Origin of the sequence: Brevibacterium aurantiacum (assembly GCF_007558825.1) — a bacterium.
Lineage (GTDB): Bacteria > Actinomycetota > Actinomycetes > Actinomycetales > Brevibacteriaceae > Brevibacterium > Brevibacterium aurantiacum_A.
Genome location: NZ_VLTK01000006.1, coordinates 204937 through 225358, shown reverse-complemented (window position 1 = coordinate 225358; position 20422 = coordinate 204937). Strand labels below are relative to the sequence as shown.

Here is a 20422-nt window from a genome sequence, read left to right as displayed (position 1 = left end):
CCATCGCCGTTCCTTCGGGCGGCACCTGTGACGCCACTCGAATTCCGTGTATACATTGAAGCGTAAGCGAGTACACTCGTATACTGCAAGTACTTTTTCTGAAGCGTCTGCATTTTTCTCAGACCATTGATACACATAAAGGGAGGCTCGTTGTGAGCACAGAGAATCAGGAACTCGATGCTGAGGTGATCGTCGTCGGCGGCGGCAATGCCGGCTTCACTGCAGCACATGCCGCCCGCGAAAGAGGACGTTCAGTCATCCTTCTCGAGGCAGGAAGCGACGGCAGTGCGGGCGGAAACAGCTTCTACACTGCGGGTGCCACCCGCATCGTCCACAACGGGATCGATGACCTGACCGACCTGGTGGAGGCCGATGACCGCCACCCCGTCAGTGAGGTCCCGCCCTATTCGAAGGACGAGTACATCGCCGACCTTGTCCGGGTCACCGAAGGACGGACCGACCTCGAGCTCGCCGACGTCCTCGCCGAGGAGTCTCACTCGACCCTCAGGTGGCTGAAGTCGCTGGGTCTGAAGTACCGCCTGATGTATGAACGACAGGCCTATGAACGTCCCGACGGCTCCTACCTGTTCTGGGGCGGACTGCACGTGGGCAACGTCGACGGCGGCCAGGGCCTCATCGCCGACCACACCGAAGTCGCGACGCAGATGGGCACCGACGTCCGATACGGCCATCGCGCCACGGAACTGCTCGTCGAAGACGGTCAGGTGCGCGGAGTCAGCGCCGAGACCCCGGACGGAGTGGTCACCCTGCGCGCCGAATCCATTGTCCTCACTGCGGGCGGATTCGAAGCCAATGCCGAGATGCGCGCCGAGCACATGGGCGAGCGCTGGGCCAATGCCAAGGTCCGTGGCACTCCCCTCAACAAGGGAGACATGCTCCGTGCCGCCCTCGATCTGGGGGCCGCACGCGGTGGAGACTGGTCGACCTGCCACAGCGTCCAGTGGGATGCGTTCACCCCGAAGAACGAATCCAACCGGGAACTCACGAACCGTCTCACCCGGCAGTCCTACCACCTCGGCGTTCTTGTCAACAATGAGGGCCAGCGGTTCCTCGATGAGGGGGCGGACTTCCGCAACTACACCTATGCGAAGTACGGCAAAGTGATTCTGGAACAGCCGGACTCCACCGCGTATCAGATCTTCGACCGCGATCTGCGCCCGATGCTGCGCAGCGAAGAGTACGAAATGCCGGAGATCTCCGAGGTCATCGCCGATACTCTGCCTGAGCTCGCCGAGAAGCTGAATATCGATCCGGACGCGTTCACCGCCACGATCGAGGAATACAACGTAGGAGTTCGTCGCGACGTCGACTTCGACCCGACGATCAAGGACGGAAAGAGCTCCGATGTCACTCCGGTCAAGAGCAACTGGGCGGCACCGATCGAGTCGGGCCCCTTCTACGCCTACCCGGTCACGTGCGGAATCACCTTCACCTTCGGAGGCCTGAAATCCGATCTCGAGGGACGTGTGCTCAACGAATCGGGTCAGCCGATTCCCGGGCTGATGGTGGCTGGCGAGATGCTCGGTGGCCTCTTCAGCCTCAACTACCCCGGCGGTTCCGGACTGGCCGCAGGCTGCGTCTTCGGTCGCCGCGCCGGTTCCATCGCCTGAGCAGGATCGCACTGTTTCCAGAGCGATCCGTCTATCGGTTCGCTCTGGAATCAGGTGTTCGGTACGCCATGGCTTCTCGTTCTCGCACTGTCGAGTCGGGAGCCATGGCGTACTGTATACATAGTGCTTGAATGCGATACAAACCAGCCAGAAGGGACGTGCGGTCGTATGAAGAACTCCGCTGCCGCTCAACTGACAGATCGCGATTCGATCTTCGAAGCGCTGAGGATGGACATTCTTGACGGAACCATCACCCCGGGGACTCAGCTCAAGGAAGTTGCCCTTGCCGAGCGCTTCGGAGTCTCACGTACCCCCATTCGGGAAGTGCTGAGCCGACTGGAGGAAGCCAGCCTCGTCTCTCGCAAGGCGCGTGGATTAGAGGTCGCGGCCATCGATACCGAGAAGATCGTCCAGGTCTATGACACCCGGATCCTGTTGGAAGAGGAAGTGGCCGGACAGGCCGCGATGGAGCGCTCAATCCGCGACGTGTTCCAGCTGCAGGCGCTGCTCGAACGAGACCGCGGCTTAGATGACGCCAGTGACCGCACACTGATCCGCAGCAATCTGGAATTCCACGCCGCGGTGTGGTCCGCTGCCCACAATCCCGTGCTCGAAGATCTGCTCAACAGGCTGACGACCCACTTGGTCCACGCCCCGCATTCCACACTCTCGATCGGCAACCGCTGGGCGGAAGCGCTCGACGAGCACGAAGCCCTCATCGACGCCATCGAGAATAGGGATCCCGTTCGGGCTCGCGAGATCGCCCGCGGCCACTTCACCACCGCGCGCTCAATCCGTCTCGACATGCTTCGCCAGATGGTGCTCGAGCAGCAGGTCTCGACCCTGTCTTAGGACGTGGCCAGCTGTACGAACACCCTCTGGGCCTCAGCCCCCGTACACCTCACTCCCACCGACATACGTCGCGCGCACGTCGATGTCCGCAATTCCGTGAGGGTCGACTGTCAGTGGGTTGTCTCCGAGGACGGTGAAGTCGGCGAGGTATCCCGGTGCCAGTCTGCCCTTGCAGGACTCCTCCCCTGAGGCCTCGGCGGATCCGAGAGTGAAGATCGACAGCGCCTCGGCTGCTGTGACCTTCTGCGAGGCTCCGACGGTGATCCCGTCGTCGACGCCGGTCCTCGTCACCAGCGACTGCAGTCCGAAAAGCGGCTGATAGGGCCCGCACGGATAGTCCGATGATCCGGCCACCGTGACTCCGGCGTCGAGGAACGAGCGGTGGGCGAACATCCGCTCCATCCTCTCCTCGCCGTACCAGGAGTTCAGCGCCCCACCGTGATAGCCCGGATATCCGGCGAAGGGGACAGCAACGGCGCCGAGGCGGTTCATCCGATTCAGGATGTCGTCGTCGATGAGGCTGCAGTGTTCGATCCGGTGCCGCAGACCAGGGCGCGGGATCCGGGCAGCAACGTCTTCGAAGGCATCGAGGACGAGGCGGATCGCGGCGTCGCCGTTCGCGTGGACGCCGATGCGGTTGCCGTCGGTATGGACGCGCTCGACGTCGGCTCGCAGCTCCTCGGTCGAAGTGGTCTGCACACCCTGATAGCTCGGGTCGTTGAACGGCTCGGAGAGCAGGCAGGTCCGCCCACCGATCGCCCCGTCGAGGAAGGCTTTGACACCGATGAGCTTAAGACGATCGTCTCCGAAACCGCTGCCGATTCCGAACTCGGCGGCCTTGTCATAGTGGTCGATGGACAGAAGCATGCCGATGCGCAGGCCGAGTGCATCGTCGGCGCGCAATGCTGAGAGGATCCCGATGTCCTGGGGGCTGATGAGTGCGTCGCAGATCGAGGTCAGGCCCGCGGCATTCCACTTAGCGATCGTCCGCGCGGCGCCGAGCTGCAGGTCCTCGACCGTGTCCCCGGGAATGAAACGCTCCCCGCGGGCAGTGGCCGGCATGAGGACGTTCATCAGCGCCCGCTCGATGAGCTTCCCGTTGAGCCGACCGTCGGAATAGCGGTCATTGCGGCCGCCGTCCGGGTCGGGTGAGGACTCGTCGATGCCGAGGAATCGCAGTCCGGCCGAATTGACCACGCCCCAGTGTCCGGCGACGTGGTTGACGAGAACCGGGGTCTCGGGCGCGATCCGGTCGAGTTCGTCGCGGAGGACGATCCCGGTCTTCTCATCGTCATAGCGACTGCCTTTGACCCACACCCCCGCCGAGGCTGCCCTCACCTCCGCGGCGATCGTGTCCAACAGGGTGGGAACGTCTCTGACTGCTTCATGGGACAGGTCGAGGTGGAGGGCGTCACCGGCAGTCAGGGCGAGGTGGATGTGGGCGTCGTTGAGACCGGGGATGATGGTCGAGTCGCCGAAGTCGAGCACCTCGGCGGCGGGGAACCTGTCTCGCAGTTCTGACACTGAGCCGGTGGCGGTGATGGTCTCGCCGGTGATCGCCAACGCCTCAGGTTCGAGAGCCGAGCTGGCGGCTGAGCCGGTGAGGGAATCAGGCGTTGCTAGGGACCTGTGGGCGCCCTGCCGCGTCCTCGCCTGCGACACGATCGAGTTCGCGCGCACGATCGTCGGTGTTCTCTCGTCCATCGGATGCTCCGTCTCTGCAGCTGGTGTGAGTTACCCACCATCGTGCCACGCCAGACCCGACAGCGCCGTTCAACCTTCAGCCTCGTTCAGCACCCAGCGCCGTTCAACCCTCAGCGCCGTTCACCCCTCAGCGCTGTAGACCCGTCGCGCCGCCCTGACAGCTTGCCCGGTCGGACGAACACCGCTCGGGCCGCTCAGTCGTCGAGGAGGGCTGCCGCGTACATCGGGCGGGCGGCGTCAGCGCTCGGCGGATGGAACAGTCCGGCGGTCGCATCCCGGTAGAGGCGCGAGAGTTCGTGGCTGTTGTCGAAGCCGCCGCCACCGGAACACATGAGAGCCGTCTCAGCCGCGTTCCTGGCCGCATCGGAGGCCTTGATCCGGGCTCCCACCAATCGCAGCGGCCAACCGGCCCCGTGGTCGACCAGTGCGTCGAAGTCCCTGGTGTAGGCGTCGAGCATGGCGGGGACGGCGAGGTAGTCCAGGTGCGCGTCGGCGAGGCGAGCGCGAGTCTCGGGCACCTCGGCGAAGGTGGTCCCGGACTTCGCAGACTTCCGCTTCTTCAGCCCGGCAGCGCCGAGTTCGAGCGCGCGGGCGGCCACGCCGGCATAGACGGAGGCGATGAGCAGTTGGAAGTTGCTGGTGATCGCGAAGGTCAGCGGGTCGGGGTGCTTGCCTGCCGGGATGGTGCGCGAGACCCGTTCGGGGCGCATGGGCACCTGGTGAAGCATCGTCGCCCGTGACTGGGAGGCCCGCATTCCCATGACGTCCCAATGGTCGGAGACCGTGATGCCCTCGGCTCCGCGTTCGATGAAGCCGTAGACCAACTGACCCTCGGCTGGCTGGTCTGCATCGGGGCCGGCGATTCCCTCCTCTTCGGAGGCGATCTCTCCGTGGACGATGAGGCGCGTCCACACGGGTGAGAGTGAGGTGAAGATCTTCACGCCGGTGAGCAGGTAGCCGCCGTCAGAGGTCGGTTCAGCCTCAGTGTTCGACCCCTGCATGACCCAGTCGTTGGAGGGTTCGGAGATGCCGAAGGCGAAGATCTCCCCCGCCATCGCCTCGTCGAACACCCAGTTCAATGAGGCATCGCCGCGGTCGTTGAGTGCCTTGACGACACCGGTGCACATGAGGTGCATGTTGATCGCCAATGCCGTGGCCGGAGCCGCCGAGGCCAGGCGCTGCTGCAGACGCGAAACCTCGTGCAGGCTCAGCCCCGGACCTCCGTAGGCGTCCGGAACGAACAGAGTGAGGTAGCCCAGAGACTTCAGCTCCTCGAGGTCTTCGTCGAAGAAGCGGTTCTCACGGTCGTAGACGCCCGCACGTTCGCGGAAACGCTCACACACCTCGGCGGGAAGGTATTTCTCGGCCAGTTCTCCGAGGCGGGTCTCACGGTCGGTCATCATGTCTCCTAGCGGACGGGGTCAGATTCCCCATTGGATCGGGGGCAGCGAGTCGAAGTCCCACGTTGATCAGCGGGGCCGACGCAGAATGATCGCACCGTTGTGCCCGCCGAATCCGAACGAGGTCGACAGGACTGTGGCGATCGGCGCATCGTCGACACCGTCACGGCCGATGTTGCGTGCTTGACCTGAAACGATGTTCCATCCGTCGAATTCGCAGGTCTCGAGGTTGAGAGTCGGGGGCAGCGTCTGCTCCATCATCGTTCGGATGGCAATCATGGCTTCGACGACCCCCGAGGCACCGAGGAGGTGGCCCGTGGACGACTTCGTGGCGCTGATCGGAATCGAGTGGGCGGTGGCGCCGAGTGCGGCGTCGAAGGCCTTGAGCTCTGCCGCATCGCCGGCGGGGGTGCCGGTGGCGTGGGCGTTGATGTGGTCGATACCCTCCGGGTCCAGCCCAGCGTCGGCCAGGGCCTGGCTCATCGCTGAGGCGGCACCTCGGCCATCGGGGTGCGGGTTCGTCGGGTGGTGGGCGTCGCTGGCGGCTCCGAATCCTGCCAGCTCGGCGAGCACGGTGGTCCCGCGGGCGGCGGCTCCGGCCTCGGATTCGAGGAGGATCGCACCGGCGCCTTGGCTCATGACGAACCCGGATCGCGCACTGTCGAAGGGCCGGCTGGCGGATGTGGGATCGTCTTCGAAGCCGGCGGCGAGCGCTCGCATGTTCGCGTTCGAGGCCAGGTTGACCGCGTTGAGGCAGTCCTCCATTCCGACGACGAGCACCGCATCGGCGTATCCGTGACGGATGCGGCGCATTGCTTCGCCGAGGGCGATGGCCCCGCTGGCGCAGGTGGCCGAGATTCCCTGCCCGGGCCCGCGGAAATCGTAGCGCTGGCTCAGCAGCGCCGCGGCCGAGTCGGGTGCACCGTGGATCGCCAATGTCAGGGGAACCGAGCGGGGGCCGCCGTCGAGCAGTGAGCGTGTGGCGTTCTGCATGGCATCGACGGGGCCGGAGCCGGTGGCGGCGATGACGGCTGCGCGGGATCGGTCCCAAGGGAGGCCGTCAGCGTCATCGGCCTGCGCTCCTGCATCCGTTTTCGCCCCCGTGTCCGGGCGTGCGATTCCTGCCTGCACCAGGGCCTGGTCTGCGGCGGCGATGGCCCAGTGCTGGACCGGGCTGAGTCGGCGAGCGAGAGATCGGGGCAGGACCGCCTCAGCGTCGAAACCTGTCACCTGGCCACCGATGCGCACCGCCAGATCCGCAAACTGCTCCCCCTCGAGTCGACCGATTGCGCTGCGGCCGGTGACCACGGAGTCCCACAGTGCGTCGACGTCGTTGCCGCTCGGCGTGATCGCGCCCATTCCGGTGATGACGACGCGGCTGCCTTCGGTGGTCGGTGCGCCCCGGCCTGTGGAGACCTGTCCGCTCACAGTCGCTGTCCTAGTCCGTCCATAATGAGGTCAACGGTTTCGACGCGCCGAATCTTCCCGCCGACCGTCCTTGGCAGGTGCTGGAGCCGATAGACGCGACGGGGAACGAACTGCGGCGCCAGGCGGGCACGTGCATGTTTCAGCAGCGCGGTCTTGTCTGCGCTCACTTCGATGACGAGGGCGATGAGGCTGCCCAACGCCGGGTCCTCGAGGGCGATGGCGCATACCTCGCCGAGGTTGTCGTACGTTTCGAATGCCCGCTCGACTTGCGGCAATGAGACCTTGTGACCACCGGTGATGGCGATATCGCCGGCCCGACCGGCCAGCTGCAGCCTGCCGTTCTCGATCCGCCCCTGGTCATCGACTGTGGCCCAACCGTCTGCTCCACGCAGCACCGCGTCGGTGGTGCCGGTGACGTAGCCGTATGAGCAGGCCGCGGCCCGGATCCACAGCGTGCCGAGTTCTCCCTCGGGAACCTCGGCGCCGGACTCGTCCCGAATCTGAGCACCGATGGTCGGATAGACGGTGATCCAGGTGCCGTCACCGTCACGGCTGTCGCCGATGAAACCGATCTCTGCGGCACCGTAGTAGCTGATCAGTCGTGTTTCCGGGAGGATCTCGGCGAGGCGGTCGCGGATGCTCGCCGGCAGATTGGCTCCGCCGGTGACGACGAGGTCGAGGTGGGTGAAACGTTCGGGGTCACGGCGGGCCGCCTCGGCGAGGGCGCGGACGACTGCGGGAACTGCGACGACACGGGAGATGGCCTCGGATTCGATGCGCCGACCCATTGTGATCGGGTCGAACTCGTCGGCGACGTGCACGCTGCCCCCGGTCGCGAGGCTCTCGATGATCGCGTAGAGCGTGAGGCTGTAGGACACAGGGCCAGGTGCCAGTGTCGCGACTCTGGGCAGCGGTTCGAGGTGGGCTGAGGAGACTGAGACATTGTCGCGATACTGCTGCCGCGTCTTGATGAAGGCCTTCGGGTTGCTCGTCGTGCCCGAGGAGAAGAGCATCAGGAAGGGCTCGGACGCATCGCGGACGGCGGGTGCGGGGGTCGGACTCGCGGGCGGCTCACCGGCGGCGACGGTCCCGTGAGTGGAGGCGGTGGCGTGTGTGCGGGCGGCTTCGCGGGCGCGGAAGTCGGCGAGGCTGATGACTGTACCGGTCCAGGAGGAGGCGAGCGCCTCGGCGAGAGTGGGTGAGTCACTGATGATCACACCGATTCCGGTGGCCCGGATGACACCGACCTGGTGGGTCAGCGGCCAGCGCGGATCGATGGTCGCGGACACGGCGCGGTACCCGGCAAGCCCGGCGATGATGCGCGAGGTGTGAAACGCCGAGGTGATGCTGATGGCAGTGATAGGGATGCCGTCGGTCTCCGGCGCGGGCATCGGCGGGTCGGTCTGCGCTCGATGAAGTTCATCGACGACGGCGAACATCCGGCGAGAGTCTTCGACGAGTTCGGAGTAGGTCAGCCGCTCGTCAGCGCCGACGAGGGCGAGCTGCTCGGGATGGCTCCCAGCGACGTTGAGAACTGTCGAGGTGATCGGCACGTATGACCTCCAGATAGCTGCGGCCTGGCCGGATCCGGGTGCGTCCTCAGCCTGCCGATGGGCCCGGTCTGGGCCGCTTCCCCAGTATAGGAGTCACCGGTTTCAATTCTTAATCTGTAATCATTCAATTATCGGGCTTCGGTCGATCGGCGCGAAAACGCGCAATTGTCTAACCGGAGACGACAATCCGAAATATCGGATTAAATTTCGACCTGACCCTGCTACCAGCGCAGACGTGGCGCATCATCCATTTTCCCTTGCTTTCGATAACCGCCCGGAACTACTCAGCAAAGCAGGCTCTTTGACATTCCATTAACTGCCGTTATACGTTGACCTGGCTCTAACGAAATACCATTTCCATATCGTGGAATCACGGGCGTTGCCGCCCCAGAGTCCATTCCCATGTCGCTCGGTCATCGACGACCGAGACACCCATACCGAGATACCAACGAAGGGACTCACTGTGGAGCCTCAGCCCCAGGCGAACAGCGCCGATCCGGACGAGCTCAAGTTCACCCCGCAGGAAACCCACACTCCGGGGGTGAAACCCAACCGGTCGGGCATCGGCAAGATGCGGTGGGCGATTGCGATCCTGCTGTTCTTCGGTGTGCTCATCAACTACATCGACCGCAGCTCGATCGCTGTGGCAGAGGGCCATATTCGGGAGGACTTCGGGCTCACCGCTGGTGAGATGGGCATCGTCCTGTCCAGTTTCGGCTGGTCCTACGTGCTCATGCAGATTCCTGCCGGCCTCCTCCTCGACAAGATCGGCATCAAGTGGGTCTTCAGGGTCGCGACGATCATGTGGAGCGTCTCCTGCTTCATCACTGCGATCATCAGCGGCACCGGTCTGCTCATTCTGGCTCGCATCATCCTCGGCATGGCCGAATCACCGATCTTCCCCGGAGCGATGAAGGCAACGGGCTATTGGTTCCCGCGCTCCGAACGCGGAACGGCGACAGCGATCTTCGACTCCGGTCAGCGCCTGTCCAATGTCATCGGCTTCCCACTCGTGGCCATTGCCGTCGTGTCCTTCGGCTGGCGCGGAGCCTTCGTGGCCATGGGCATCCTCAGCCTTGCCTATGTGTTCGTCTTCTTCTGGAAGTATCGCGACCCCAAGGAGATGAACCGTCTTGGCAAGCTGAACGACTCCGAACTCGAATACATACGTGAGGGTGGAGCGCAGGACGAGGACGCACCTCGCCCCAACCCTCTGGCCAACCTCGGCTACATCCTCAAGCAGCGCAAAGTCTGGGGCATGTCCCTGGGCCTCGGATGCGCCGGCTATACGCAGTGGATGCTCCTGACGTGGCTGCCTGGTTACCTGCAGTCGGAGATGGGCATGAGCGTGATGTCCTCGGGTATCTTCACTGCCCTGCCTTGGCTCGTCGCCGTGGCCGTCGAGTTCATCTTCCCCGGCTGGCTGCTTGACCACCTGATGCGGATCGGGAAGTCAGGCACGGCTGTCCGCAAGACCTTCATCGTTGCGGGGATGCTCCTGGCCATGACGGTGATGGGGGCGGCCTTCACAGAGGACCCGGGCTGGGCCCTGTTCTGGATCACCCTGGGCACCAGCGGGATCACGGTCTCCTTCTGCGTCACCAACTCCCTGCCTGCGCTCATCGCCCCCGAGGGCGGGATCGGTGCGACAGGCTCGATCATGAACTCGGTGAACAACCTCATCGGCGTCTCGGCACCGATCGTCACTGGCTTCGTTGTTCAGGCCACCGGCGGTTTCGGAGCCGCGTTCATCGTCTGCGGAGTCATCCTGGGCATCGGCATCTTCTTCTACACGGTGGTGCTCGGACCGATCGTTCAGATCCCAACCGCCGAGGAGCGCGCCGCTGCAAAGTCCGCCGGAAACTGACAGCTTCTCGACGAGCTCCCCGCGCACCACCGCACTCGCCCGCGCCCTGAGATCTGGAGGCACGGGCGAGTTCGCGTCGATGACCATAGATTTGAATTTAATATACTTTAAAGTATTCAGATACTTTGATGTATCCTGAATGCATGGCATCATCACCCAAGCGTCCCCGCCTCACACGCAGAGAGAGCCAGGAGAGAACTCGCAGCGACCTCATCGCTGCGGCAATCGACCTCTTTGCCACGAATGGCGTGGCGGGCTCCCCGCTCAATGCGGTCGCCGAGCACGCAGGCTTCAGCCGGGGTGCGATACATGGGAATTTTGCCGACAAGGTCGAACTCGCCAGCGCCGTGGTCCATTCGGTCGCGATTGACCTGGGCACACAGCTGACTGAAGTTCTGTCCCGCCCCGCCTCAACCAGAACACGGCTGGCGAACTACATCACCACCTCGATGGACTACTCCCGAACCAAACCGGCCTCGGCGGCAGCCATCGTCGCCGCGGTCGAGTACCTCAGCCGCAGCGGCGCCGAATCTTATGACGATCGGGCCAAGGACTCCGCCGGCGATCTGGTCGCACTGTTCGAGGAGGGACAACGACTCGGGCAGATGCGCAGATTCGACCCGCTCACGATGGCTCTGGCACTCCGTTCGGTCCTCGACACGACGGCCGCGAGCCTGAGCCGCAGAGGAGGATCCGCCCATACAGAAGCCATGACCTCTGAGTTGTTGGCACTCTTCGACCACGCCACCCGCAGCACCACAACCGCAGATCCACAAGGAACACATTCATGATCCGCACCTACCGCACTACGGTCCGAGGCCGCTTCGCCGACCTCAACGACTCCCAGCGCACAGCACTGCGAGCGGCGCAGGACGATCACGATATGTTCACCGCGCGCTTCACCTCGGAGGGCACGTTCCTCTACACGTCCGAACTGGTCACTTATCAGCACCGGTTCGAGATCGTTGTCGAGGAGGAATCTCCCGACGATGCCGAAGTGATCGCCCATCTGCGCGCCGAAGAGCTCGCGAAGGCCGACCTCGACAAGAGGGGCCTAAGCGGCAGACTCGTCGACATCTCATCGGTCTGCGTCGAGGACGTCAAGCTGTGTCGAAGGGTGAGTCGATGAGCCTCGCGGCTGCACTGCTTGTGTCTTGCTCGAAGAGCGGACTGGACATGCGCATATCCGGAGCACTCGAACGGGTCGGCTTGTCCTTCGACGATCTGCGACGCCTGCGGGCCATCGGCCGCCGCGACGACGGCTCGAAGACCTCGGACGAAGGGCTGACCCGCTCCGAGCTCGCCGAGGCGATGGATGAGTCAGCTTCACAGGCTCTGCGCGCAGTGCGGCCCCTGGAGAAGCTCGGCTGGGTCGAGCGATCCGAGAGCGGCACTTTCGTCCTCACCGAGAGCGGAGCCTTCCTCATCGACCAGGCCGAAGGGCTCGCGGAGGCGGCGGCTCAGAAATGGTTCGCCGACACCAGCACTGATCCCGCCCAGGTGACGACAGCACTGGGCGGGCTGCGCTCTCACCGCATCGCGACCAGCTGAAACTTCTGTGCCGCCCCACACACATGTCGAGGCTCCGACTATATTCACTCCCATCGTCCGCGAAAGAGAGTAGAGGAGCAATCGGTGCGAGAATCACGTCGGATTCCGCACTGATTGCTCCTTTACTCAGCAGCGATCGACGTTACGCGCCGGTCAACTGCAGCTCAGCGTGACGGTCAGTCAGCGACGTAGTACATGCGCTTGTTGACGAACTCGTCCATGCCGTAGGGGCCGAGCTCGCGGCCGAAGCCTGAACGCTTGGTGCCGCCGAACGGAATCTCCGCACCTTCGCCGCCTGGTGTGTTGACGTTCGTCATGCCCACGTCGAGACGCTGAGCCAGCTTCGCAGCACGCTCTTCGTCCTTCGAGAACACGGCGCCGCCGAGACCGAAGCGGGTGTCATTGGCCAGCGTGAGTGCTTCGTCGTCGCTGCTCACCTTGTAGACGGTGGCCACGGGTCCGAAAAGCTCCTCGCGGTAGGCGTCCATGTCCGAGGTGATCCCGGTCAGCACGGCTGGCGATACGTAGGCGGAACCGTCGCTGGCGAGCTCGCCGCCGACGAGTTTCGCACCCTGCTCGACTGCACGGTCGAGCTGCTTGCGCAGGTTCTCCGCAGCACCACGTGAGGACATGGGCGAATACTTGCCGTCGCCCGCCTCGTCGGGGGTGCCCTTCGTCCAATCCTGGGCGCGCTTGGTCAGTCCGGACACGAAGTCATCGTAGATGTCATTCATGACGATCATCCGCTTGTTCGCGTTGCAGACCTGACCGGTGTTGTAGAGGCGGGTGCCCCACGCCGTGTCCACAGCTTCGTCCATGTTGTCAGTGTCGAGGACGATGTAGGGATCGGAGCCGCCGAGCTCGAGGACAGCCTTCTTGAGGTTCTTGCCCGCTGTGGCGGCCACGGCCGAACCGGCACGCTCGGAGCCTGTCAGCGAGACGCCTTCGACCCGGTCATCGGCGATGACGGTCTCGATCTGCTCATGCGTGGCGTAGATGTTGTTGTACACGCCCTCGGGAACTCCTGCCTCCTTCATGATGTCGGCGATGATCGCCGATGAACGGGGGCAGATCTCCGCATGCTTGAGGATGATCGTGTTTCCCAGCACCAGGTTGGGCGCCGCGAAGCGGGCGACCTGGTAGTACGGGAAGTTCCAGGGCATGATGCCCAGGAGTGCTCCGACGGGTCGGCGCTGGATGAATGCCTTGCCGCCCGACATCGATTCGATCGGCTCGTCCGCGGCGAACTTCGGGCCGTTATCCGCGTAGTAGTTGAAGATGGCCTCGCAGAACTCGGCCTCTTCGATGCCTTCGGCGACGGGCTTGCCCATCTCCAAGGCGATGACCGTCGCGAGTTCTTCCTTGCGCTCACCGAACAGGGCGGCGACCTTGTTCACGATCGCACCGCGCTCCTCAATCGTCTTCTCGCGCCAGCTCAGGAAGCCCTTGTGAGCTGCGTCGAGAGTCTCCTCGATCTGCGCGTCAGTGGCGTTGTCGAATCTCTCGACGACCTCGCCCGTGGCTGGGTTCTCGACACGGTAGCCGCCTGCAGCACTGCCTACATTGCTCATTCCAGACTCCTTTGACTAGTGGCGCCCTGGTGGCGCCGGATAAGGCGTTTGCATCGCTGTTCACCGCCGAAATCGACGGATCGCGTATGCCTGCCTCTCACGCTATCAACACGTGACGTGCGCAACAAGTGGCGGAACCTGGGGGAATCATCAGTTCGCGACAGCCCGGACCACCCTCGCCGAGGTTGTGCGGATTTCGCGGGTGATGTCACGAAATCCGCATCCACGGCACGACGGGCTCACGATATCTGCACCGCGCCGCGGCGCTCATTCAAGGCTGAGTCAGGTTTTTGCGTCAAGGCAACAGCGAAATTCTGACTCAGCGTTGAACGAGGCGGCCAACCCTTCGTTGTGACGGAACGGCTCAGAAGATCGAGCTGTAGGCATTGAGCGCCAGCTGTCCGCCGAGGTGAGCGTAGAGAACCGTCGAATCCTTCGCCACTGCGCCCCGGTCTCCGGCATCAGCCTGGCCTTCGTCTTCAGCCTGACCGTCGGCACCAGCTGGGCCGACGGCATCAGCTTGGCCGACGAGGTCGAGGAGGCCAGCCATCGACTTGCCCTCGTAGACAGGGTCGAGGATGACACCTTCGAGTTCCGCGGTTGTGCGGATCGCGTTGATGGTCGATTCGTCGGGGATGCCGTAGGCCGGGCCTTCCCAGCCGGAGCGGATGTCGACATCCTCATCGGTGATCTCCCGACCGAGTCCGATGAGACCTGCTGCGTTGTTCGCGATGCGTTTGACCTGATCACGGGTCTTGTCCAGGGTTGCAGAGGCGTCGATGCCGATGACCTGGCGATGTGGACCTCCTGCCGCCTCGAGTGCGGCGAAGCCCGCGATCATTCCCGCGTGGGTGGAGCCGGTGACCGTGCATACGATGATCGTGTCGAAGAAGACGCCGAGCTCCTTCTCCTGCTCGGCGACCTCGTAGGCCCAGTTGACGAATCCGAGTGCACCGAACTTGTGCTCAGAGGCACCGGCCGGGATGGGGTAGGGCCTGCCTCCTGCAGCCTCAACCTCCGCGATGGCATTCTCCCAGCTGGACCGGATGCCGATGTCGAATCCAGCCGAGTCGAGATGCACATCGGCGCCCATGATGCGGGAGAGTTCGATGTTGCCGACCTTGTCGTTGACCGGGTCATCCCAGTCGACCCAGCGCTCCTGCACGAGGCGCGACTTCAGCCCCAGGTGCGCCGCGACGGCAGCGACCTGGCGAGTGTGGTTCGACTGGTAACCGCCGATCGAGACGAGCGTGTCCGCGCCGGAGGCGAGGATGTCGGGAACGATGTATTCGAGCTTGCGGGTCTTGTTGCCCCCGAACGCGAGACCGGAGTTCACGTCCTCTCGCTTGGCCCACACCCGAGCCCCACCGAGGTGGTCGCTCAGTCGCTTCAGCTCGTGGACCGGGCTGGGCCCGAAGGTCAGCGGGTAGCGTTCGAAATCGGTGATTGGCATGGTGTCCTCTTCGTCTGGTGGTGCTGGAAGCTGGAGAGCAGCTGCTTCAAGCCGCTGCCGATAAGTGCCGGCGATATGCAATATATTGCATTCTGGTGAGGACTACAATGGGGCCAGCGCCCTGTCCCACATGCCAGGACTGCCGGGCGCGTCCACCCTGTAGACATCCACCCCATAGATCAGGATCGAGAGGTCGAGAGTGCCGATTCCCACGAATGCGCCGATCCCCCAGCGGAGGCTGCTGCGCGATGACGTCTATCGCTCGATCCGCGACGCCATCGTTCGGGGCCAACTGGCTCCCGGGGAACAGCTGCGTGACCAGGAGCTGGGCGCATGGCTGCAGGTCTCACGCACTCCTGTCCGCGAGGCTCTTCAGCGCCTGGCACAGGCCGGATTGGTCGTGGCCGAACCGGGACGCATGACCCGCGTGGCACCGGAGAATCCCGAGGCAGTCGTCCACGCCCGCCAGATCGCGGCTCAGCTGCACGCTTTAGCCATGAGCCTCGCATTCCCGCACCTCAACGAATCCGATATCTCCGGAATGGAAGCCGCCAACGAAGAGCTGAGATCGGCCCTGCGCAATGCCGACATCGACGCTGCCATCACCGCCGATGATGCATTCCATGAGGTCGCACTGGCTCGCAGCGGCAATCCCCTCATTCCCGATCATCTGGAAGTCGTCACCGCGACGCTGCGCCGAGCCGAATATCTGCATTTCGATTCCGTCAAGGGATCCGCCTCGCCCCAGCAGCACGCGGAGATCGTTGCCTCCGTCCGTGCCGGCGACGCCGACCGGGCGATGGCACTGACATGCGAGAACTGGTCAACACTCACCAGCGATAGGGCCGACTGACCCCGCCTGCTGACCCAACCGGGATAGTGCGCGTTCAAATTAATTCATCAAGTGATTAGATGTCTCGTGTATTGTTATGCCCACGATCACCGACGATCAAAGGAAGAACATTGCATTCGATGATGAAACGCACACTGCCCATCAGCTTGATCCTGGCCCTCGTGCTCGGCCTGGCACTTGCACTCACACCGCGAACCGACGCCGCCGCCTCCCCGCCCAGCCAGGACCAGAGTCACACCTCATCGGGGTGCGGGGTCGAGAATAAGCCAGGGAACGACCAGGGCACGATCACCTCGGCGGGCGAGGAACGAACCTACCGGGTCAACATTCCCCGCGACTACGACTTCACCGCCCCGCTGCCGCTGATCCTCGGCTTCCACGGCAGGGGCTCCGACGGAGCGGAGTTTCAGAACTACACCGGACTCCCCGCACTGCCTGCCATCACGGTCTTCCCCGACGGCATCGCCGAGGACGGAAAACGTGCCTGGCAGGGCGCGCCATACGCCAGCGGAGCCGACGACGTGCGCTTCGTCGCCGATCTGCTCGACTCGATCGAAAGTGAATACTGCATCGATCTCGATCGCGTCTACGCGACCGGAAAGTCTAACGGCGGCGGGATGGTCTCGGTCCTCGCCTGCCAGCTGCGGGACAGATTCTCCGCCTTCGCCACCGTCGCCGGCGCCTACTACCCGCAGTCCTTCGCGGGATGTGATTACTCCGATCCGACGCCGATGCTCGCCATCCACGGCACCGGCGACGCCACCATGCACTATGAGGGGGGCGAGCGCCAGGGTGAGATCTATCCGGCAGTGCGAACCTGGCTGGAGCCATGGACAGAGGCCGCAGGCTGCACAGGCTCGAAGGACAGGAAAGTCGGCAAGAAGGGTGAGAAAGTCGTGCGCACCCAGTGGCAGAACTGCCAGGACGGGGCCGATGTCGAACTCTATTCTGTTGCCGACGGCGGGCACGTCTGGCCAGGTGAGACCATGTACAGCGGAGGCGGTTATGTCACCGAGCACTTCTCCGCCACGGAAACGATATGGGCCTTCTTCGAGAATCACCCACGCATCGATGAGTGACCCTTGACACTCGATTCACTAAGTGATTAGATGACTTAAACACTTGAAGGAGAGAGCCATGACAACACCCATCGGACTCGTCGAACGACTCACTCGTGAGATAGTCGAGACCATTCGCTCACAGAACCTGCAACCCGGCCAGACCCTGCCCTCGGCCAAAGCCCTGGCAGAACGCTTCGAGGTCACAGTCCCCACCGTCCGCGAGGCCCTGCGCCGCCTCGAGGCCACCGGATCGGTCGAGCTCAAGCACGGTTCCGGGACCTATGTGCGGGAGGCGATCAACCGCCGGATCCTCGACAACCCGCACTATGTGCCCGTCGACCTCGCCGCCGCCATCGAGCTGCTCGATGCTCGCATCGCCATCGAACCCGGCATCGCAGAGCTTGCGGCGAGCGTTCAGGGCAAGGATGCCGTGCAGACGATGGAGACCGCGGTCGACAATGCACTGCAGCTGCACACCGAGGTGCCTGCGGGACACTTCCACGTGGAGCTGGCCAAGGCCGCGGGGAACCGAGCCCTGCACGAGATGCTCGTCTCGCTGCTGGCCATCCACTCCCGCACTCAGCAGGCGGCCCGGTTCACCTACGACCGTCTCCGCGACCACGATGAGCACGCCGACATCCTCGATGCCATCAAGCGCGGCGACGGACTCGAAGCGTCACATCGGACCCGTAAGCACCTCGAGAGCATCAGGGCCGCCGTCCTCGCCGATTGGTCGGAACGCACCGACGCCGAGGAGGCCACGGCCGCCGAGTCCCTCGCTGCGACCGATTCGCCCGCACTCACCGAAGGAACCGAGCAGTGACCCGTCAGAGCGTGACCGTGATCCGACCACAGGTTCGCAAGTACGGGCAACTGACCTCGCTCGAGGTCGAAGTCGCGAAGGAGGACAACGCTCTCCTCATCCTGCCTGTCGGTGCCTGCGAGCAGCACGGCGACGGACTCCCTCTGAGCACCGACAGCATCCGAGCCGACCATGTGGCCATGGCGGTGGCCGAAGAACTGGCAGTGGCCGAAGAACCGGCGGCGGCCGAAGATCTGGTCGGCAGTGACAGAACCGTGCCTGGCCGGGCCTTCGTCCTCCCGAGCATCGACTACGGAGTGTCTCCTCATCACGGGAATCTGCCCGGGACGGTCAGCCTCGATCCGCGGACCTTCGTCGACGTCGTCACCACGATCGCCGGCCAGCTCTGCGACTCCGGTTTCACCCGCATCCTGGTGATCACCGGCCACGGGGGCAATATCGCCGCCCTCGGCGTCGCCCAACAGGTGCTGTTGAGCTCCCACCCGGAACTCGCCTTCGCCTACTCACCGGTCAGCGGCCTGGCCACCGAGACCACGGCGGCACTGCCCCGCACCGAAGTCAGCGGGCACTCCGGGGAATCAGAGACCTCGCAGATGCTGGCCATCGACGACCGCCTCGTCGACTCGGCCCATCTGAGCGCCGGAGCCACAGCATTAGACGAACTGTCTCCGCGGGCGCGACTGACCCGGACCAAATCACCGTCGAGCGCCGTCACCTTCGACCAATACTCTGACAACGGGGTCCTCGGGGATCCACGTACCGCCACGGCTGCGGCAGGGCAGGACATCCTCGGCGAGGTCATCTCTGCACTAGTCGCCTACTCCCGGGAGATGCTGCGCCTATGACAGCCTTCGCCGCCTGATCTCAGCGGTCGTCTGCCCCAGCAGACTTCCGCCACCGCCACACCTTCCCCATCTCAGTCCCACCTCTCTGACCAATGGAGTTCACGGGTAGCGCCGAGTCGTGCCCAAATGCTCCTTCATCACCTGGACAAACAGGAGCCAGCCATGGAAACGACCACCACCGACAAACCCACTCGGGAGCGACTCCCAGGCGTCATCCGATTCCTCAACGTCATCGAGAACGTCGGCAACCGACTCCCGCACCCCTTCTGGCTGTTCTGGATCCTGGCAGGCATCCTCGCCGTCCTCAGCCTCGTCCTCTCCTTCATGGGAGTCGGGGTCAACGACCCCGGCACCGGAGAATGGACACCGGTGAACAACCTGCTCAGCGGCGACGGGATCGCGATGGCGGTGAGCACCTCGCTCGACGCCTACCAGGCCTTCCCACCGCTGATCACGATCATGGTCGTCATCATGGGCGTGGCCCTGGCAGAGCGCACCGGACTCCTGTCCACGGCGATGAAGGTCTCGATCGCACGGGTACCCGCATCCCTCATCGTCTTCACCGTCGCGTTCATGGGGACGGTCTCCCACGTTGCTTCGGCCGCGGCCTACGTCATCCTCGTCCCGCTGGGCGGCATGGTGTTCAAGGCGGTCGGCCGCTCTCCCGTCCTCGGCGTCATCGTCGCGTACACCTCGATCGCCTCGGGATATGACGCCAGCCCGATCCCGACTCCCAATGATGCGATCTTCGCAGGAATCACCTCGGCGGCGGCCCACATCATCGATCCCGACTATCTGGTCACCCCGATCGGCAACTGGTACTTCAACATCGCCAGCTCAATCCTGTTGGCCATCGTCATCACCATCGTCACCGAGCTCGTGCTCACGAAGCGGCAGAACCTCGAGGCCGACGAGGACGCCGAGCACGAAGACCTCGTCATCACCGACAGGGAACGCTCAGCCCTGCGGTACTCGATGTTCGCAGTGATCGCGATGCTCCTCTTCGTCGTCGTCCTGGTGGTCCCGGACAACGCTCCCCTGCGCGGAGACGGTCCCATCGGAGAGTCCCCGTTTCTGACCGGCATCGCGTTCATCATCGCCATGCTCTTCGGCGTCGGCGGCATGGTCTACGGGTTCCGTGAGGGCACGATCGAGAAGTTCGCCGACGTCCCCAAGCTCATGAGCCAGGGCATCGTGTCCATGGCCCCGGTACTCGTCCTGTTCTTTGCGATCGCGCAGTTCCTCGAGTACTTCGAGTGGACGAACATCGGCATGCTGGTTTCAGTGTCGAGCTCGGAACTATTCACCGGCCTCGGTCTGCCGACCTGGGTCATCTTCATCCTCGTGCTGCTCGTCCTCTCGGTCGTCAACGTCCTCATCACCTCCGGATCGGCCATGTGGGCGATCATGGCCCCGGTCATCGTGCCGATGCTCATGCTCCTCGACGTTCCGCCTGAGACCTCGCAGGCGATCTTCCGCATCGCCGATTCGGGCTCGACTTCGATCACCCCGATGAGCCCCTACTTCATCCTTGCCCTCGGCTTCATGCAGCGCTACCAGAAGTCCGCCGGCATCGGCACCCTCGCCTCCCACACCCTGCCGTTGGCGGTGTGCATGACAATCATGTGGAGCCTGCTCTTCTTCCTCTGGTGGGGCCTGGGCATCCCGCTGGGCCCAGACGCTCCGGTGCGGTGATCGGGTCGAATCCGATGGGGGACACCCCATTCGGTTCGGCAGGTCCTCGGAGCCCCGAGTCAGATCAGGCCCCCGTCTCCCGGCGCTGTGAAGCGGCGGGGGCGGGGGCCTGATCGATGGGCAGCGTACGAACGC

17 protein-coding genes are annotated in these 20422 nt (G+C 64.0%); 11 read left to right on the top strand and 6 right to left on the bottom strand.

Annotated features, from left to right (window positions below):
• Positions 1-152: 152 nt before the first annotated feature.
• Both tcuA and FO013_RS12335 read left to right on the top strand, forming a co-directional pair.
• Positions 153-1631 (top strand): FAD-dependent tricarballylate dehydrogenase TcuA, encoded by a 1479-nt coding sequence (gene tcuA, locus FO013_RS12340; protein ID WP_143922824.1) that lies wholly within the window; start codon positions 153-155, stop codon positions 1629-1631.
• A gap of 168 nt (positions 1632-1799) precedes the next feature.
• Positions 1800-2483, top strand: coding sequence for a GntR family transcriptional regulator (locus tag FO013_RS12335; RefSeq protein WP_143922823.1), 684 nt, complete (start codon positions 1800-1802; stop codon positions 2481-2483).
• A gap of 33 nt (positions 2484-2516) precedes the next feature.
• Here the strand turns inward: FO013_RS12335 and FO013_RS12330 are convergent, their stop codons facing one another.
• From FO013_RS12330 to FO013_RS12315, 4 genes are all read right to left on the bottom strand, one after another.
• Positions 2517-4187 carry an amidohydrolase gene (locus FO013_RS12330; RefSeq protein ID WP_143922822.1) on the bottom strand — a complete coding sequence of 557 codons (1671 nt, stop codon included), beginning with the start codon at positions 4185-4187 and terminating at the stop codon, positions 2517-2519.
• 194 nt (positions 4188-4381) lie between these two features.
• Positions 4382-5587 carry an acyl-CoA dehydrogenase family protein gene (locus tag FO013_RS12325; protein ID WP_143922919.1) on the bottom strand — a complete coding sequence of 402 codons (1206 nt, stop codon included), beginning with the start codon at positions 5585-5587 and terminating at the stop codon, positions 4382-4384.
• Positions 5588-5656: 69 nt separating this feature from the next.
• Positions 5657-6946, bottom strand: a complete 1290-nt coding sequence (locus FO013_RS12320) for a beta-ketoacyl-[acyl-carrier-protein] synthase family protein (RefSeq protein WP_143922918.1) — start codon at positions 6944-6946, stop codon at positions 5657-5659.
• 65 nt (positions 6947-7011) lie between these two features.
• Positions 7012-8568, bottom strand: a complete 1557-nt coding sequence (locus FO013_RS12315; RefSeq protein WP_143922821.1) for an AMP-binding protein — start codon at positions 8566-8568, stop codon at positions 7012-7014.
• A gap of 463 nt (positions 8569-9031) precedes the next feature.
• On the opposite strand from FO013_RS12315, the gene FO013_RS12310 reads away from it, so the two are divergent.
• From FO013_RS12310 to FO013_RS12295, 4 genes are all read left to right on the top strand, one after another.
• Complete coding sequence (locus FO013_RS12310) at positions 9032-10435, top strand: MFS transporter (protein WP_222103611.1); 1404 nt, start codon at positions 9032-9034, stop codon at positions 10433-10435.
• A gap of 143 nt (positions 10436-10578) precedes the next feature.
• Positions 10579-11226 (top strand): TetR/AcrR family transcriptional regulator, encoded by a 648-nt coding sequence (locus FO013_RS12305; protein ID WP_143922820.1) that lies wholly within the window; start codon positions 10579-10581, stop codon positions 11224-11226.
• Positions 11223-11564 carry a DUF6204 family protein gene (locus FO013_RS12300; protein ID WP_143922819.1) on the top strand — a complete coding sequence of 114 codons (342 nt, stop codon included), beginning with the start codon at positions 11223-11225 and terminating at the stop codon, positions 11562-11564. Before FO013_RS12305 ends, FO013_RS12300 begins: the two co-directional genes overlap by 4 nt.
• 47 nt (positions 11565-11611) lie before the next feature.
• Entirely contained in the window at positions 11612-11986 is a 375-nt protein-coding gene (locus tag FO013_RS12295; RefSeq protein ID WP_143922818.1) for a helix-turn-helix domain-containing protein, read from the top strand.
• A gap of 176 nt (positions 11987-12162) precedes the next feature.
• Here FO013_RS12295 and FO013_RS12290 read toward each other — a convergent pair whose 3' ends face one another.
• Together FO013_RS12290 and FO013_RS12285 are read right to left on the bottom strand one after the other, a co-directional pair.
• Positions 12163-13557 carry an NAD-dependent succinate-semialdehyde dehydrogenase gene (locus FO013_RS12290; protein ID WP_143922817.1) on the bottom strand — a complete coding sequence of 465 codons (1395 nt, stop codon included), beginning with the start codon at positions 13555-13557 and terminating at the stop codon, positions 12163-12165.
• A gap of 364 nt (positions 13558-13921) precedes the next feature.
• Positions 13922-15010 (bottom strand): 1-aminocyclopropane-1-carboxylate deaminase, encoded by a 1089-nt coding sequence (locus tag FO013_RS12285; RefSeq protein WP_143922816.1) that lies wholly within the window; start codon positions 15008-15010, stop codon positions 13922-13924.
• Between the two features lie 199 nt (positions 15011-15209).
• On the opposite strand from FO013_RS12285, the gene FO013_RS12280 reads away from it, so the two are divergent.
• From FO013_RS12280 to FO013_RS12260, 5 genes are all read left to right on the top strand, one after another.
• Positions 15210-15863 carry a GntR family transcriptional regulator gene (locus FO013_RS12280; RefSeq protein ID WP_143922815.1) on the top strand — a complete coding sequence of 218 codons (654 nt, stop codon included), beginning with the start codon at positions 15210-15212 and terminating at the stop codon, positions 15861-15863.
• 119 nt (positions 15864-15982) lie between these two features.
• Positions 15983-16942 carry a CE1 family esterase gene (locus FO013_RS12275; protein WP_186293083.1) on the top strand — a complete coding sequence of 320 codons (960 nt, stop codon included), beginning with the start codon at positions 15983-15985 and terminating at the stop codon, positions 16940-16942.
• Between the two features lie 58 nt (positions 16943-17000).
• Positions 17001-17747, top strand: a complete 747-nt coding sequence (locus FO013_RS12270; protein ID WP_143922813.1) for a FadR/GntR family transcriptional regulator — start codon at positions 17001-17003, stop codon at positions 17745-17747.
• Positions 17744-18592 carry a creatininase family protein gene (locus FO013_RS12265; protein ID WP_186293082.1) on the top strand — a complete coding sequence of 283 codons (849 nt, stop codon included), beginning with the start codon at positions 17744-17746 and terminating at the stop codon, positions 18590-18592. Before FO013_RS12270 ends, FO013_RS12265 begins: the two co-directional genes overlap by 4 nt.
• A gap of 162 nt (positions 18593-18754) precedes the next feature.
• Positions 18755-20287, top strand: coding sequence for an AbgT family transporter (locus FO013_RS12260; protein ID WP_143922811.1), 1533 nt, complete (start codon positions 18755-18757; stop codon positions 20285-20287).
• The last annotated feature ends 135 nt before the right edge of the window (positions 20288-20422 follow it).